At 43.0% G+C, this 17,159-nt stretch carries 10 protein-coding genes and 2 tRNA genes; 5 read left to right on the forward strand and 7 right to left on the reverse strand.

The features are described from left to right. Window positions 1-68 precede the first annotated feature (68 nt). A tRNA-Arg gene (locus tag WHS38_04760) sits at window positions 69-144 on the forward strand. Window positions 145-206: 62 nt separating this feature from the next. Continuing rightward, window positions 207-3,782 (forward strand): glycosyltransferase, encoded by a 3,576-nt coding sequence (locus WHS38_04765; protein ID MEJ5300283.1) that lies wholly within the window; start codon window positions 207-209, stop codon window positions 3,780-3,782. Window positions 3,783-3,881: 99 nt separating this feature from the next. Here the strand turns inward: WHS38_04765 and WHS38_04770 are convergent. The 7 genes from WHS38_04770 to WHS38_04800 all read right to left on the reverse strand — a co-directional run bounded on the left by WHS38_04770 (window position 3,882) and on the right by WHS38_04800 (window position 13,178). Further along, window positions 3,882-3,967: transfer RNA gene (locus tag WHS38_04770), tRNA-Leu, on the reverse strand. A 43-nt stretch (window positions 3,968-4,010) separates the two neighbouring features. Beyond that, complete coding sequence (secG, locus tag WHS38_04775) at window positions 4,011-4,436, reverse strand: preprotein translocase subunit SecG (GenBank protein ID MEJ5300284.1); 426 nt, start codon at window positions 4,434-4,436, stop codon at window positions 4,011-4,013. Between the two features lie 25 nt (window positions 4,437-4,461). Then, window positions 4,462-5,223, reverse strand: a complete 762-nt coding sequence (gene tpiA, locus WHS38_04780; protein ID MEJ5300285.1) for a triose-phosphate isomerase — start codon at window positions 5,221-5,223, stop codon at window positions 4,462-4,464. Between the two features lie 14 nt (window positions 5,224-5,237). Next, window positions 5,238-6,437 (reverse strand): phosphoglycerate kinase, encoded by a 1,200-nt coding sequence (locus WHS38_04785; GenBank protein MEJ5300286.1) that lies wholly within the window; start codon window positions 6,435-6,437, stop codon window positions 5,238-5,240. Between the two features lie 39 nt (window positions 6,438-6,476). Then, the gene (gene gap / locus WHS38_04790) at window positions 6,477-7,484 is read right to left on the reverse strand and encodes a type I glyceraldehyde-3-phosphate dehydrogenase (GenBank protein MEJ5300287.1); all 1,008 of its coding nucleotides are present in this window, start codon (window positions 7,482-7,484) and stop codon (window positions 6,477-6,479) included. Between the two features lie 77 nt (window positions 7,485-7,561). Beyond that, a complete protein-coding gene (locus WHS38_04795) occupies window positions 7,562-8,878 on the reverse strand; it encodes a glyceraldehyde 3-phosphate dehydrogenase NAD-binding domain-containing protein (GenBank protein ID MEJ5300288.1) in 1,317 nt (438 codons plus the stop codon). Window positions 8,879-8,906: 28 nt separating this feature from the next. After that, window positions 8,907-13,178 (reverse strand): PEP/pyruvate-binding domain-containing protein, encoded by a 4,272-nt coding sequence (locus WHS38_04800; protein MEJ5300289.1) that lies wholly within the window; start codon window positions 13,176-13,178, stop codon window positions 8,907-8,909. A 280-nt stretch (window positions 13,179-13,458) separates the two neighbouring features. On the opposite strand from WHS38_04800, the gene hisC reads away from it, so the two are divergent. The 3 genes from hisC to WHS38_04815 all read left to right on the forward strand — a co-directional run bounded on the left by hisC (window position 13,459) and on the right by WHS38_04815 (window position 17,115). Next, the gene (hisC, locus tag WHS38_04805; protein MEJ5300290.1) at window positions 13,459-14,556 is read left to right on the forward strand and encodes a histidinol-phosphate transaminase; all 1,098 of its coding nucleotides are present in this window, start codon (window positions 13,459-13,461) and stop codon (window positions 14,554-14,556) included. Beyond that, entirely contained in the window at window positions 14,556-15,242 is a 687-nt protein-coding gene (gene cmk / locus WHS38_04810) for a (d)CMP kinase (protein ID MEJ5300291.1), read from the forward strand. The genes hisC and cmk overlap by 1 nt, the downstream gene beginning before the upstream one ends. 127 nt (window positions 15,243-15,369) lie before the next feature. Beyond that, window positions 15,370-17,115: a 30S ribosomal protein S1 gene (locus WHS38_04815; protein MEJ5300292.1), complete on the forward strand. Its 1,746-nt coding sequence runs from the start codon at window positions 15,370-15,372 to the stop codon at window positions 17,113-17,115. Window positions 17,116-17,159: the final 44 nt, after the last annotated feature.

Below are 17,159 nucleotides of genomic sequence, written 5' to 3' on the forward strand. Positions count from 1 at the left end.
TAAAGGCTTCATCCTGCCCATGTTGACTTTATTAAACCTAGCTGGTAAAAGAAGTTTAATAATAACGAGGGCGATTAGCTCAGTGGAGAGAGCGTTGGTCTCCGGAACCAAAGGTCCCGGGTTCGATCCCCGGATCGCCCTCCATATTTTATTTTCTATGTCATTTCTGTGGGATTTTTTCAGGAATACCTAGAGAGGTTTAATAAATGCTTCAGCCCGAAGAGTATTTAATTCCCTATCAGCCTTCTGACATTCCAGAAGGACCATATCTGATAATAGCTCCTCACCCGGATGATGAGACCTTTGGAATGGGTGGAACTATTGCGCTCGCTGCTAGACGAGGTATTCGAGTCTTCGTAGTGATTGTTACTGATGGGTCTCAAGCAGGAGATAGTCAAACAAGGCAATCGGAAGCTGTCGCGGCCACAGGTATTTTGGGTGTTGAGAAGGTAATCTGCTGGGGGATAGCAGATCGTAAAGTAGAGGAAAATCAACTCCTATTTCATAAGAAACTTCCTTCAATTGTTGAAGAAGTTAAACCAAGGACTGTTTTCCTGCCTTCGCCTTTTGAATTTCATCCAGATCACAGAGCAACAACTATTTTTGCCTGGGAAATTCTTAAAGAAATAGGTTTTACCGGACAGGTATGGCTGTACGAAATCACAAAGCAGGGCGAAGCAAATCGGCTTATAGATATCACTTCTACTATAGATGTTAAAAAACAAGCTATTCAGGCTTACACTAGCCAGCTAAAAGAAAGACCCTACGAAGATACTGTGCTTGCCCTTAATAGGGCTCGTGCTTTTAGCCTTTCACCTGACGTTTTATACGCCGAAGGTTTTTACGCTCTCGAAACAATGGAAACCCCCTTTGATGTGCTAAGAATTCCCAAACGATATATTGAAGGATTGAAAAACATTGATGAATATCCTCTTGTTTCCATCATAGTTAGAACCAAAAACCGTCCACGTCTTCTCCAAGAAGCTCTTGAAAGTCTTGCCTGGCAGTCTTACCCAAAGGTGGAAGCTGTTGTTGTAAACGATGGTGGCGAAGATGTGGAAGAGCTTGTAAAGAGTTTTGAAGGAAGGATTTACAAAGTCACTTATATTGCGCATGAAACATCCTGTGGGCGAGCAAAGGCTGCTAATGTTGGTCTTAAAGTTTCTCAAGGTGAATGGGTTGGACTTCTTGATGATGATGACCTTATGGAGAAGGACGCTCTGGCAGTTCTTCTCTGGTATGGCAGAACGGCTTCCGTGGTTTACGGTCAGGTTGAACTGATAGAACCTTTACCTGACGGAACAAAAAGGACGTTGGGTCTCTTCGGAAGAGAATTTTCTCGGGAAGCTTTGTTTCTCAATAACTATATTCCAACCTGTGGACTTTTATTCAGGCGAAGGCTTGCTATCGAGATTGGCGGCTTTGATGAGTCTTTTGATCGGCTGGAAGACTGGGATTTTATTTACAGACTTTCAGGGCGGGGAAGCTTTCTCTATGTTCCCCATAAGGTTGCTGTTTATCGATCCTTTGGTGGTAGAGCCTTTGTTTTCAGACAGGATTTTTCAGAAGAATTTCCCTATCGCAAGAAATTTTACGATAAACATCTAAAATTGATAACGCCAGAAGATCTTACCAGAGGTTTTTTCGATTTCGTCTCGGCTCAATACAGAGATTTCCTGAATACATCGCAGGCTTTGATGGAACTAAAAGCCATCTTTGAGAGTCAGCAGAGAGAAAAGGCAGAAATTCAGCGGGTTCTTAGCGAAAGGGAAGCAGAATTTCGGCGGGTTTTTAGTGAAAAAGAAGCAGAATTTCAAAGAGTTCTAGCTGAGAAGGAAAAGTTATTTCAACAATCTGCTAGCTTAATGAAAGCCCAGATAAGCGAATTACAGAATGCCTTGAACGCCGTTTTCAACTCTCGTTCCTGGAAGGTTACTGCCCCTATGCGCTGGACATCTGGAAAAGCTCGTCAAGTAAAACGCAGAATCAACTCGTCTGTGGTTCTTGTAAAAAAGTTTTTTGCCTATTACAAGACCATAGGTTTATATGCCACGATACTAAAAACAATCAATTGGTTCAGAAAAAGAATTTTTAAGATCCAACAGACGGTTTATTTTGCACCCCTTTCTCATCAGGAAGCTCAAAAGATTCTTCAAACTCTTTCCTACAAGCCTCTTATTAGTATTGTCATGCCTGTTTATGATCCGGAACCGTCTCATCTGATGGCAGCTTTAGAATCGGTTGCAAATCAATATTACGAAAACTGGGAATTGTGTATTGTGGATGACTGTTCTAAAAAGCCGCATGTAAAAAAAATAATTGAATCTTTTGCTTCAAGATTTCCCAGCAAAATCAGGTTAAAATTTCGAGAAATTAACGGCCACATTGTTAAAGCTTCCAATGATGCACTTTCTATAGCAACTGGTGAATTTGTTGCGTTTTTGGATCATGACGATGAACTTACCCTGGATGCACTCCTGGAAGTTGTGCGTCTTATAAATAAACATCCCGACGCCGACATGATTTACTCTGACGAAGACAAAATTCGTCCTGACGGCAGTTATGGAGATTCTTTTTACAAACCTGATTGGTCGCCTGAATTAATGCTTGGTGAGATGTACACCGGGCATTTGGGAGTGTATCGAAAAGAACTCATAGATAAAGTTGGTGGATTCCGAGAAGGCTTTGAAGGCGCTCAGGATTGGGATCTGATTCTGAGACTTACCGAAGTAACCGATAAAATATTCCATATTCCGAGAGTGCTTTATCACTGGCGTATGCACAGTCGTTCCACGGCTATGGATGGAAACCACAAGGATTATGCTGCAGAAGCAGGAAAACGCGCTGTGGAAGAAGCTTTAATTAGAAGGGGAGAAGAAGCCACAGTTAATCAGGTAGGTCCAGGTCGTCATTTAATACGATATAGTCTAAAGGGGGAACCCTTTGTAAGCATCGTAATTCCGACTAGAGATCTATCCTACGATCTCGACAAAACAATTACTTCCGTTCATCATAAAAGCACCTATAAGAACTACGAAATCGTGATTGTAGATAACGGTAGTGTGGAAGAAGAAACTTTTAAGACCTTTGAAAAGTGGCGCAAAATTCTGGGACATCAATTTAAGGTGCGGGAGTGTCGGGAACCCTTCAATTTTTCAAGGCTGGTCAATTTAGGGGCATCCAATTCTGAAGGAGAGATATTACTGCTTTTGAATAACGACATGGAACTTATTGGTCCTACGACCTGGTTACAGGAAATGGCCGCTTATGCTCAGAGAGACTCCATAGGTTGTGTAGGTGCGATTCTCATCTATCCAGATAATACTATTCAGCACGGTGGAGTTATTTTGGGTATTTCTCCTGATCCTAGGTCTCCAGGTGTAGCGGGACATGCCTTTAAGCATCTTCCAGCCGATCACCCTGGGTATTTTGATAGGCTCAGGATCGTTTCAAACTGGTCCGCCGTAACTGGCGCCTGCATGATGGTAAGGCGAAATATCTGGAATGAAGTTGGCGGATTTGATGAAGATCTTGGCGTTGCCTTTAACGATATAGATTTTTGCTTAAAAGTTCTTACCAAGGGTTATCGTCATGTGGTGCTTCCTCATGTTAGACTATATCATCATGAATCGAAGAGTCGAGGATATGAAGACACTGTTGAGAAACAACTACGCTTCAGGCGAGAAATAGACACTATGCGAGAAAGATGGGCCTTTATTCTTGACAATGATCCTTACTACAACCCTCAGCTTCCCATAAACAGGGAAGATTTTGGTCTATGATTCTTATCAGGGTCTATTTTGGAAACCGTCACATAAACCGTCACATAACACATAAATAACGAAGCCACGGTCGAAACCGTGGCCTTTTGATCTTATAGATGGTGCCGAAGGCCGGACTCGAACCGGCACGGGTCTCCCCGCCACCCCCTCAAGATGGTGTGTCTACCAAGTTCCACCACTTCGGCATTCGCATTTGCTAATATACATATTTTGACACAAATTTCAAGTCTATTTTTTTGTTTCAGTCTTAGGAACCTGAGACTGTTCTGATGCTGTAGCAGGAGCTTTGTCTTTTTCAGAAACTTTTTCAGGAGCAGGCGATGAAGTCCCTTCCTTACTCTGAGGTGCTACAGGAACCGGCTTTGCTTCTGGTAAAACCGGTGCGGGTGCGGTCTGCTGAGGTTTATCCATTACCGACCGCACACTGGGACGTTCTGCATATCTAGTCAGCACAATGCTTGTTAACATAAATAAAATAGCCACAACTGCTGTGACCTTACCCATAACGGTTGGAGCACCAGAAGCTCCAAAAAGCGTTCTCGATGCACCGCCAAAAGCTGCTCCTATTTCTGCTCCTTTGCTCGTTTGCAACAATACCACAACTATCAAGAAAAGACACAACAGCACATGGAAAACAATGAGTAGCGTTTCCATCTTCTTGCCTTACACCCCTTTCACTTTAAGCTTTATAAGATACAATCCGGCAGAACGAATCCACTTCAAGGCTTGCGCCTCCTACAAGAAGCCCATCAACATCCCGTTCCGCCATAAGTTCATCCACATTGTCAGGTTTAACCGATCCTCCATACAATACTCGCAAGGAACTTGCAAGAGCGTTGTCATAAAGTTCTGCTAAAACGCTTCTAATGAAAACGTGCACTTCCTGAGCCTGATATGGTTTGGCTGTGTGTCCTGTTCCTATAGCCCACACAGGTTCGTAAGCGATAACAATTCTACTTGCTTCTTCTTTGCCAACACCGTTAAGCCCTTTTAGAAGCTGATCTTTTACAACATCAAAAGTCTTACCTGCTTCGCGCTCCTCAAGTTTTTCTCCCACACAAAGAACCGGATTAAGGCTTTTTTTCAATAGGGCTAACACTTTCTTGTTAATAACCTCATCAGTTTCACCAAAAATATGGCGTCGTTCGGAATGACCCACAATAACATAGGAACAACCAACGTCCAAAAGCATCGCTGGAGAAATTTCGCCAGTAAAGGCGCCTTTGTCTTCCCAATGGCAATTTTGAGCGCCAAGAAATATGTCTTCTCGATGAAGAAATGATCGGACAGCATAAAGAGCTGTAAAAGGTGGAGCAATCATAACTTCTCGATCTTCTCGAAAAGGAAGCTTCTTCTGAAATTCTCTGACAAAACTAACTGCTTCATCGATAGTTTTGTGCATCTTCCAGTTTGCAGCAATAAGACATTTTCGAGCTTTCATCGAGAACTCCTTGTTTAGACTAAATCCTTACCGCAATCTTTTAGTGCCACCACCCCTGGAAGTTCCCTACCCTCAAGCATCTCAAGGAAAGCTCCTCCACCCGTTGAAACATAGCTCATTTTTTCATAAGTTCCAGCTTGATGGAGAGCTGAAACCGTATCGCCTCCTCCTGCTACAGTGAGAGCAGCAAGTCCTGCGACGAACCTAGCAAGCTCCATTGTTCCTTTTGAAAATTGAGGTTTTTCAAACATACCAACCGGTCCATTCCACACAATGGTTTTGCATCGTGAAAGAGCGTCACGCCACTTAGCAAGAGTTTTTTCTCCAACATCGAATATCATAACATCATCCGGGATTTCCCCAATGGCTAACTGACGACAGGGTTCTGATTCCGATTCTGGTGATAGAGCGACAACAACATCTTCAGGGAGAAGCACTTCTATTCCACGGGCTTTTGCCGTTTCGAGAAACTCCTGAGCCGTTTTTAGATATTCGTCTTCGACAAGCGATTTTCCTACACCTTTTCCTAGCGCCTTAAGAAAAGTGTTTGCCATAGCTCCACCTATAACCATAAGGTCACACCGTGGCAGGAGATGTTCCAGAACCCCAATTTTGGTGGAAACTTTAGCTCCACCGATAATAAATCCCATAGGACGCTCTGGAGCTTCCAAAGCTCGATGGTAATAATCCAGTTCTTGCTGAAGCTGATACCCGGCAACACATTCAGGCACGAAACGCACTACAGCATGAACTGACGCATGAGCGCGGTGTGACACAGCAAAGGCGTCGTTAACATATACATCAATATTCTCAACCAGAGCTTTGGCAAACTCAGGATCGTTTTTCTCTTCTTCCTGATGGAACCTGAGATTCTCCAACATAATCAGTTCGCCGTCTTTTAGATTTTGAACCATCTGTTGAACAGTTTCGCCAATGCAATCAGGTGCGATCGGAACAGGTTTGTCAATAAGGTCAGATAGAGCTTTTGCTACGGGTTTTAGAGAAAATTCAGGCGCTGGTTTGCCCTTGGGTCTTCCAAGGTGAGAAGCTACCACCAATCTGCCACCGTCATTAAGGATTTTCTGGATAGTAGGAAGAGTGGCTCTAATTCTTGTGTCGTCAGTGACTCTACCATCTTTATCTAGCGGCACATTGAAATCCGCCCGCAGAAATACTCTTTTACCCGAGAACTTTACATCATCAATTCTTTTCATCTCTTTACCCCTCCATAGCTTAACACCAATCCTGTTTGCCTAAAGCTGTTTTCCCATGTGTAATGCGAGATCGATCATGCGGTTTGAATAGCCGAACTCGTTATCATACCAGCTCATGACTTTCACAAGCTGTCCATCAATGACCCTCGTAAGAGGCGCATCAACAATGGAGGAGTAAGTAGAATGGTTAAAATCGCACGAAACCAGTTCATCTTTCTCAACATAAAGGATACCTTTTAGATAGTCATTTGCGGCTTCCTCAAGAGCAGCATTAACTTCCTCTACTGTAACGCTTTTTGAGACTCTACAAACAAAATCCACGATTGAAACATTAGGAGTTGGAACTCTAATGGCTAATCCGTCGAGTTTTCCTTTGAGTTCCGGGATAACTTCGGTGACGGCTACGGCGGCTCCAGTCGTTGTTGGAACCATAGAAAGAGCTGCTGCTCTCGCTCGTCTTTTATCCTTATGCAGAGCGTCCAAAAGGCGTTGATCCATAGTGTAAGAATGAACCGTGGTCATAAGACCATGCTCAATAAGGAACTTATCATGAAGCACCTTGACAATAGGAGCAAGGCAGTTTGTTGTGCAGGACGCATTAGAAACAACATGATGGTTTCTGGGATCGTATTGTTCGTGGTTTACTCCAACTACAAAGGTAGCGTCTGCTTTTTTGGCTGGAGCACCAATAATAACCTTTTTTGCTCCCGCTTCGATGTGTCTCTGAGCTTGACTTCTTTCTGTAAATCGCCCGCTTGCTTCCAACACTATGTCAACATTGAGTTCTCGCCAAGGGGCTTCAGCAGGGTCGGCAGTTTTACAACAACGGTATTTTTTGCCGTTTACAATGAGAGATTCGGCATCGAAACCGACTTCAGCGTTGAAACGTCCATGCACGGAATCGTATTTCAAAAGATGAGCAAGATCGGCCGTACTTCCAAGATCATTTATAGCAACAATTTCCAGAGGTTCCCCACGATCAATGTTTGCTCTAAATATCATCCGTCCTATACGCCCAAAGCCGTTAATGACTACTTTGACGCTCATATCTTTTCCTCCTCTAGTTCGAAGGTGAATAAGGTCTCACGGCTCTGTGCCTTTAGCAGGCACAGAGCACCGGGTGCTTACTGTCTCATCATTTTTGCGACCATAACTGTGCGATCTCCCAGCATGTTGGTGTAGCTACCAAGTTCGTTATCATACCAACCGTAGATAACAGCTTGAGTAACGGGGATCTGTAAAATACGTTTGCCTTTTTCCATAATAATGCTGGCTGTTTGTGTCTGAATTTCTTCTTCTGTGGGCGGAACTTCCATTCCCGATGTGGCGCCCGTTCTTAAAATTTCATCAATGTCGAACCTAACAGCGGCTGTTCTTGTGTGAGTTTCTGTTCCTTCAATTATGGCTGCAGCTCGGGGAGTGCCTATAATGTCCGAGGAAACATTCTGTTCTTCTGAGTATATCAGATAGCCTTCAGGATATCGCTTCATTGCTTCTTTGTAAATGTTATTGATGGTTTCGCGATTTACGGGATTGGTGAAACTTTCATCCTGAATCAAGACTACAAGAATGATAAGTGAGCCAGTTGTTAAGGGGACGCGAACTGATTCGGCAATAAAACCAATGTTTTTCATCTCCGGTATAACGAAAGCTAAAGCCTTTGCGGCGCCGGTGGTAGTTAGTATAATGTTGTTAGAAACAGATCGAGTCTTTCTAAGATCGGTTGCGCCAGCTTTAGGAAGTCTATCGAGGACTGCTTGAGAACCGGTTGCAGCGTGAACAGTTGCCATGGACGCCGAAAGGATGCGTTGGGCACCAAAATGGTCAATAAGTGGCTTCATCATGTAGGCAAGACATGTGGTTGTGCAGGATGCAGCGGAAATGATGACATGCTTTTTATGATCATAGGCGTAGTCATTTATACCAACAACCGTGGTTATGGTATCTTCAGGGAAGGATTTACTCTTATCTTTTATTTTGAATGGGGCGGAGAGTATAACCTTTTTGGCTCCTGCAACAAGATGCCCTCTTAAAGAACCCTTTGGATCATCCGGAGGAGTCGTAGGATCAAGGAAAACACCAGTAGCATCTACAACAATTTCAACATTGTGATCTCGCCATCCAATATCGGAAGGGTTTCTATGTTTTCGGAGCACCTTAACCTTAACCCCGTTTATTTTCATCGTGCCTTCTTTGTCGTTTATCTCCTCAATTATTCTTTTGGCTCTACATCCATAGATAAAATTATGAAGCGAACCATAGGTTGAGTCCTTTTCTATGTATTCAGCAAGGTCTTCTAGACCTTTTCCCACATCTCGCCCAACGTTTATAACAAGTTCCGAAAAATACTGCCTTTCTACGTGATGCCACAAAGAAAGCTTACCTATGCGACCAAGCCCATTGATGCCAAGGCTCTGGGGCACAAACTTCTCATCACTCATGGATGTTCCTCCTCTTTTGGTCGACTTGCTAACTGCTTGCTATAACCTCATCTTCCCACTTGGTTTCATGGTTGCCTCGATAGATGGCTCCACTTCTTCCATCGAGGCTTATAATATCCCCTGTGCGGAATGTATGTCCATTTATGCTACATCGATGCTCTTGCTCCCAAACGGTCATTTTGGTGCAACCAACTACGCAGGTTTTTCCTAATCTGTGAGCCACTATGGCGGCATGGGACGTGGCTCCACCTCTGCCCGTGAGAATTCCATCAGCCGAAGAAATTTCCTTGATATCATCAGGAACGGTATCTGGACGGATAAAGATCACCGGATCATCTGGAAATTCCCGCCTTAGCCTGTCGATGGATTCTAAATCAAAAGCAATTCGTCCTGAGATAGCCCCCCCACTTACTCCGATACCGCTTGCAAGGTAGCTTTCTGCAAGAGCCGGAGTCGGAACAAAGACTCGATACCGACGGGATACTCTAGGGGTCATATTCCGGCTTTGAAGCACATACAGATTATCACCTACATTTCCCTGGAAGGTGAATTCTATCTCCTGGGGTCCCCAATGTTGTTTATAAACGAGTTCTTCGGCGATTTCGACCAGTTTTTTGTAAACTTCAGGGAAGAGCTTTTCTAGAGAAGTTTCTCGAGGTTCAGCCTCTCTGAGACGCTGTTTTTCGGATATGGGAAGAGTTTTCACCAAACCGCCTACGACGTCTTCTCCCTGGTTGCCGAGAGTAAAATCGCCGTTCGGGTCTATGTCTTCTTCTGCAGCCCAGGTATTGTGAGTGAACATCACTCCAGCTCCAGATGATTCGTCCAAGTTTCCAAATACCATCGCTTGCACGGTAACAGCTGTTCCCCAATTGTCGGATATGCCCATGATTTCTCGATAAGTTCTGGCTTTGGGAGCATTCCAGGATTCAATAACTTTGTTAATAGAAGTAAGGAGTTGTTCCCATGGGTCGTCAGAAATGGGCACTCCAAAACTTTCCAAAGCTCTACGGTAATCCCGAGCCACTTCTCTCATTTCTTCGGGTTTGAACTGGCGTTTGACTTTCACGCCCCGCATCTCTTTGTGAGCTCTCATAATGCTGTCAAACTCATTTCTGTCGATACCAAAAGACATACCCCATGATTGAAGAAATCTTCGGTAATTATCCCAGGCGAACCAGACTTCTCCAGTTTGCCTGATGAGTCCTTCTACGATTTCTTCGTTGATTCCCACATTAAGAAATGTTGTCATCATGCCTGGCATTGACATGGTAGCACCGCTTCTTACAGAAAGAAGAAGTGTATTAGTGGGACATCCAAAACAACGTCCTGTTTCTTCCTCAAGCATTCCAAGAAATTTGTGCAGTCTAGCCTGGAAGTCTCTTTTGGAGTCAGGAAAATGTTCAATAACTCTCCTGCATCGGAAGTATTCGGTTGTTATGATGAAACCCGGAGGCACTTTGATACCTGACTCGTGAAGAGTGGCCAAGTTGTAGCCCTTATTGCCAAGATGGATGGGATCATAGAGATGAGGATCGGGATTCTGTATTGATGTAATGGTTTTACCAGGTTCGTAGCTAAGGAGCAGATCCAGGGCATCAGGGCTGAAAACCGATTTCTGGTGAGAAAGAGTGGATAGAATGCGGGTAATGAAATTATCAAAGTGTTGAAGTCCAAAAGTTCTGGCTACAAAATCTCTAAGCACCGTCTCCGAAAGTTGTTGTAACCTTTCCCTTGGAGTCATTTCCGACGTGCGGCGGTATTTAGGCAAGAGTTCCTCATCCTTAAGCCGGGGAATAATTCGATTTAGGTTCTGCTCATGAGTAATATGATAATACAAGGTAATGATCTGCTTTATTGCCTCCGAAAATCCTCTGAATATGTCCATATACTGAGAGTGAGAAAATCTTCTTACTTCTAGAGCCTTTTCAAACATTTCGTAGTAACGTTCAAGTTGAGTGGACCTTATCCCTTCTATTTCCAGAGCCTTTATGAAAAGGGGAAACACACGAAGTATTTCCGAAAAGGTCGCTCTAGTAATAAAACCAAGATCAAAAGACTGAAGAATCTCTTCAAAGAGAACGTTTGCAAGATTTTCAAGCCTGAAGGTTAATCCTAAAGCGTCGAACTTTTTCTCGTTGTAAGATCCATACATGGATGGGATATCAACGGCGATATGGCGTTTAATGTAAATGTTTTCCTGAGCTCTTAGCTCTGAAGGTTCTGTGATAACATTCTTTAGCTTTGACAGATAATCCAGGATAGCTTTAAGTTTTGAAAAGCTATCGCCGTTCTCCAATGCGGCAACCAATTCAGACGGGTTTGGAAGACCGAGTTGAGCACCTCGATGGAGGTATTCAACTATGTCTTTTGGGTCGAGGTTATACTTTTCATAAAGGAGTTGATAAAATTTTACCATCAGAACGACTCTTCGCTTCTCTTTAGACGGCACATCCGGGATACGATCAAAGACAGTGTTAAGAGTTTCCTCGCTGAGTTCAAGAAGATCTTCAATTTTGTTGACGATAGTTTCGTCAAACAGAGCTTTAACGAGTTTATGAGGATACTGAACAAAAGAACTTGATGGATCAATAGTGCTATAGACTTCTCCAGGCAAGAAAGTTTTTATGTGGGATGGATCAAGAGAATACCAAAACTTAAAAACGGCTTCAATAAAAGGCACAGTCAGATTATTACTTTCTACATGGCTTTGTTTCCTAAGGAAATGAACCAGGGGATCTCCTCTACCGTGTATTTCATCAACTTCTGTGGACACGCTTCTTAAAACCCCTTCAGCACCTATTTCATTGAAGTAAACAGGGAAGAGCCGAGCCATTTGTTTAACCAAATTGTAAACAGTAGCTATGGGAGCGTGTAGTATAGCACTTACATCTCGTTGGAAAAGATCTGTATCTCGAATGCAAGTTCCGGTGAGAGAAAGATATACGATGAGAGCCGATAGAAGTTGTCTGGTTTTTTTGGGATCGCATTTGATAATATCCAACCATACACGAATGTTAAGAATATGGGCATTGTTTACCTGAACCTGCCAGTAGGTGCTGACTCCCTTAATCTGGGGTGTCTGAAAGCCTAAGGCAATAGCTCGATCAATGAAATGATCGATAAGCCTTTTGTTGCCGCCTGAAACAATTTCAACACCGAAAGTGCGCACGCAACGTAGCACCGCTTCAGGATGGGTATTAAAGCTTGCAGAGAGAATTTCCATAACAGTGTCAATTGTTTGAGCAAGTGTTTCTTCCGGTTGACTCTTTAGCCACAAAGCAAGATCCCGATTTACTAGATTAAGCATTTCTTCCTGAATAGCTTCAAGTCCCTTAACCTGGGTAATTTTAAGCCGTATTATCATGCTAAGGCGAGTGACGTCGCGAAGATGATACCTATGAAGTTCTTCTGGGAATTTTTCATAAGCTCTCACAATATCTCTGTAATCTGGAAGTTCGATTAACTTTGTTATAGCCTGGACATGGTTGGAAATGGATTGAGTTTTGATCATAAGATTCAGGTGAGACCTGAGTGTTGCATGACTTATGGCAACACAACTTTCAAGAGATGCTAGATCTATATCAGATTCAAGGTAGGGTTTAAGCCATTCGCAAGGATCTTCTTTGTTTAGCCAGTAGTTGTAGGTTTGATCAAAAACTCGAAAAAGCAGGTTGCGAAGAATTTGTAAAAATTCTCCTTGATGTTCCCATAGGATCACAAGTTTCTTAGCCAGAGGTTTTAGAGAGTAAAAGCTGTTGAGCAAAATAAAAAAGTGATCGTCGTCGAGTTTAATCAGTTTATCCAGGAAAAGGGCGATGATTGCCCCGTTTAGCTCATCGATTTCCCTGGCATCTTCGAGTGATTGGATAGCTCTTTCATTATGGTTTCCGATTAGAGGTTTTAGGACATTTGAATCTAAAATTCTGTTCCAAAACACTATCAATTCATCAATAGCTACAGATTTAACAGCTGGCTGAGACGACTGGATGAAAGCATCGAAGATAATTTTACTTAAAAGAAAAACAATCCGGCCTCGTAAAGGATGTTTTTCCCAAAAACGCTGGTTTGATGTGATGTATCTCTTGGTTTCATCAAGGATAACCTGCCAGTTTTTGTAGCGATGGTGGTATTCCGTAAGAAGTGTTTCTGCTTGCTGTTCAAGCCCTTTTGCTCCGTTTACTGCTTCTTTTAGAATCATAAACACCGAATCAATCTGAATAGGAGCCTGTCTGGTAAGTTCCATGTGTATTTTCAAAGCATCAGACGATGGTGTTAAGCTGGTCAATCCAATACTCATGGTGCTTCTGTCTCCTTTGCCGTTTTTGTTTAGGAATAGAGACTAGACTGTTTCTTGTGTTTGCCAATTATCAATTTATAATTCTAACCATAAAAGTTTCTGGAGACAAAGCAAAGAAAGATCATTAAAGAAAATTTGACATTATGTGAGCTAGTTGAAGGAAATTGATTGCAATATCTTAAGATAACAATAACCCACACAAAATATTTGCAAATAAAGGTTTTTTCGTATAGATGGAGATTCGTCAATTTTAGTTACCGAAAGGGGCTAGGAAGTATTCATGATTGTTCCTGACTACATTAAACAGATTGTGCCTTATCCTCCAGGTAAGCCATTAGAAGAACTCGAAAGGGAATATGGCATTAGAGACGCCATAAAGCTGGCAAGCAATGAAAATCCTTTAGGACCATCGCCAAAGGCCGTTAAAGCCATCAAGCAGGTTCTTGATAAGATTCATCGTTATCCTGACGGAAGTAGCTTTTATTTAAGACGCAAGCTGGCTGAGAAGTTCAATGTCCCGTTTGCAGGTATTGTGCTCGGTAACGGGTCAAATGAGATTATAGAGATGGTCTCCAAAGCTTTTCTTCAGCGGGATGACGAAATCGTAATGCCTCAGCCATCGTTTTTAATGTATCAGATTGTTGCTCAAGTTGTGGGAGCTCGAGCAATTCCTGTCCCGCTAGTCAACTACCGGGTTGACCTAAAAGGGATGGCTTCAGCGGTAACCGACCGAACCAAGGTTATCATTGTTAACAACCCCAATAATCCTACCGGAAGCGTAGTATCTTTGAGTGAATGGGATGCCTTTCTTAAAAATATTCCACGAGATGTAGTTGTAGTGGTTGACGAAGCATATATTGAGTTTATGCAAGAAGGCGCATCCATAAACGCTATTGACTATATTTCCTTGTCGGGACCTTATGTGGTTGCTTTGAGAACTTTTTCGAAAGCCTATGGACTTGCTGGCTTAAGAATAGGTTACGGCTTTACAAATCCTGAAATAGCCGATTACCTTGACCGAGTCCGTCAGCCTTTCAACATAAATATGCTCGCTCAAGTAGGTGCTCTTGCTGCGCTCGATGATGACGAATTTCTGAATAGATCTAGGCAGGTGGTGTGGGAAGGATTGAAATATCTTTATGATAAAATCGGGGCGATGGGACTTGAATACATACCAACTCATACAAACTTTTTCCTGATAAAACTTCCGGTTCCTGCTAGAACGGTTTACCAAAAAATGCTACGCAAAGGGGTTATTGTGCGGGCAATGGATTCTTACGGGCTTGAGAGATTCATCAGGATAACGGTAGGACTTCCAGAAGAGAACGAACGGTTTGTTGCTGCTCTAGAAGAAGTGCTTGGAGAGGTTCGGGTTTGATGTCCGTAAGAAAGCTAAACGTTATAGCCGTAGATGGACCGGCAGGATCCGGTAAAACCACCGTTTGTTCTGAAGTAGCTCGGCGTTTAGGATTTTTCTTTGTCAGTAGTGGAGCTATTTACAGATCCTGCGCTTGGGTTTCTATAAGATCAAATCATGGTTTAGAGCCAAAGGATTTTGTTCGTAAACTTAAATTCTTTCCGCTGGAATTTGATGTGGCGGAAGGAAAATTTATGGTGAAGTATCAGGGAAGGGTGATCAACGGGGAACTTCACGATCCAGAAGTGGCCATGGAAGCTTCTCGTCTTGCCAAGATCCAGGAGGTAAGAGACTTTGCCAACGAAGTGCAAAGATCCATTGCCGCTAAGGCTCCCGTTGTAGTAGAGGGACGCGACGCCACAACAGTGGTTTTCCCGGATGCGTGCCTTAAGATTTTTCTAACTGCTACCCCTGAGGAGCGAGCATCAAGAAGATGGCAGGAGCTTGTTTCTCGGGGTGTTGAGGTTGCTTTTGATGAAGTGCTAAAAGATGTTATAGAAAGAGATAAAGCTGATATGGGACGTAGCATAGCGCCTTTGATTAAAGATCCTGATGCAGTAGTGATTGATACGACCGGAGTTAGTATAGAAGATGTAATGAATAAGATCGTGGATCTCTATCGTCAAAGGTGTTCTGGCTTGATCTGAAATGTAAAACAGATCAAATAAAAACCATTGTAAACGTTCTCACAATTTGCTATCAGATATGCATTATTTCAATCCACGGGCTTCTTTGAAGCCGAATTCTCAATAGGCAAGGGGGTTAAGAAACATTATGACAACAAAAGAAGGAATAGAAAATGGACGAGAAGGATTTCACGCGGCACATCTAATGACAAAGTTTGGCGGTGACGGTCGAAGCGAGTTTGAGCAGGAAAACCTTGATGACTTATACGAGCAAAGTTTTCAAACTTTTCAGGAAGGTGAAGTTGTTAGAGGCAGAGTTGTCCATGTTACGAATGACTATGTTGTGGTCGATATAGGATATAAATCCGAAGGAATCATTCCCACCAGCGAATTCCGAGATGAGAAAGGTGCCATTAATGTTCGAGTAGGTGACGAAGTGGATGTGCTCCTTGAGTATCACGATGATGACGAAGGGGTAGTTTATCTATCTAAAGAGAAGGCGGCAAAAATAAAAGTATGGGAAGAAATTAGTCGCGTATATGAAGAGGACGGAATCATTGAAGGTCGAGTCGTTACTAAGGTAAAAGGCGGACTTTCAGTAGATATCGGTATCCCTGCATTCCTTCCTGGTTCCCAGGTGGACATAAGACCCATAAAAGATCTGGATGCACTAATTGGAAAAACCATGACTTTTAAGATTTTAAAATATAATCGTCGCCGCCGGAACGTGGTTCTTTCCAGAAGAGCTATTCTCGAAAAGGAACGTGAAGCCAAGAGGGCGGAAACCCTTGCCAAGATTGAAGAAGGTAAGGTTGTAAATGGAAATGTAAAGAATATAACCGATTATGGAGTTTTTGTCGATCTCGGCGGTGTTGACGGCTTGCTCCATATTACTGATATGAGTTGGGGTAGAGTGGGGCACCCATCGGAAATGTTTAAGATCGGCGATCCGATTACTGTAAAAATTCTTCATTACGATCGCGAACATGAAAGAGTGTCTCTTGGGCTTAAACAGCTGACGCCTGATCCCTGGAGCGATGTGGATCAAAAGTATCCAGAGGGGTCTAGAGTGAAAGGCCGGGTGGTTAGTATCGCCGATTATGGTGCCTTTGTCGAACTGGAAAAAGGCGTGGAAGGGTTAATCCACGTCTCGGAAATGTCATGGACTGAGAAAATTCGTCATCCGTCCAAAATCTTGAATGTCGGTGATGTGGTTGAAGCCGTTGTGTTAAGTATAGATAAAGACCGGCGCAGGATTTCATTGGGGTTGAAGCAACTTGAGCCAAATCCATGGGATGTGGTGGCAGAACGATATCCCGTTGGAACTGTTATTGAAGGCAAAATCAAAAATATTACCGACTTTGGCGTTTTTGTCGGTATAGATGAAGGAATAGATGGGCTTATACACATATCCGACATTTCCTGGACCAAGCGTATTAAGCATCCTTCGGAAGTTTTCCAAAAAGGACAGGTAGTTAGGGCAAAGGTTCTCCATATAGATAAAAACGAAAAGAAGTTTTCTCTTGGAATTAAACAACTGGAACCCGATCCATGGGAAACTATAGGAGATCGTTATCCTGTTGGCACTGTGGTTTCGGGAACCGTATCAAATATTACCGATTTTGGTCTTTTCGTTGAAATTGAAGAAGGCATCGAGGGACTTGTCCACGTGTCTGAGATAGGGGATCATCAGAAGGGTGGCAATCCATTACAGGCTTATCAAGTAGGACAAGCGGTGGAAGCCAAGGTTATAAATGTGGCACCGCAGGAACGAAAGATCGGCCTGTCCATCAAACGGCTTGTAGAAGATCTAGAGCGAGAAGAGATAGAGAAATTTAAAGCATCCCAGAAAAGTGAAGCTCCAAAATTGGGGGATCTACTTCAGCAAAAGTAACTGAATGATAAAAGGGTGATTCCCGAGTTGGACAAGATACTGTG

This window comes from Thermodesulforhabdaceae bacterium (assembly GCA_037482015.1).
In the GTDB taxonomy this organism is placed as follows: domain Bacteria; phylum Desulfobacterota; class Syntrophobacteria; order Syntrophobacterales; family Thermodesulforhabdaceae; genus JAOACS01.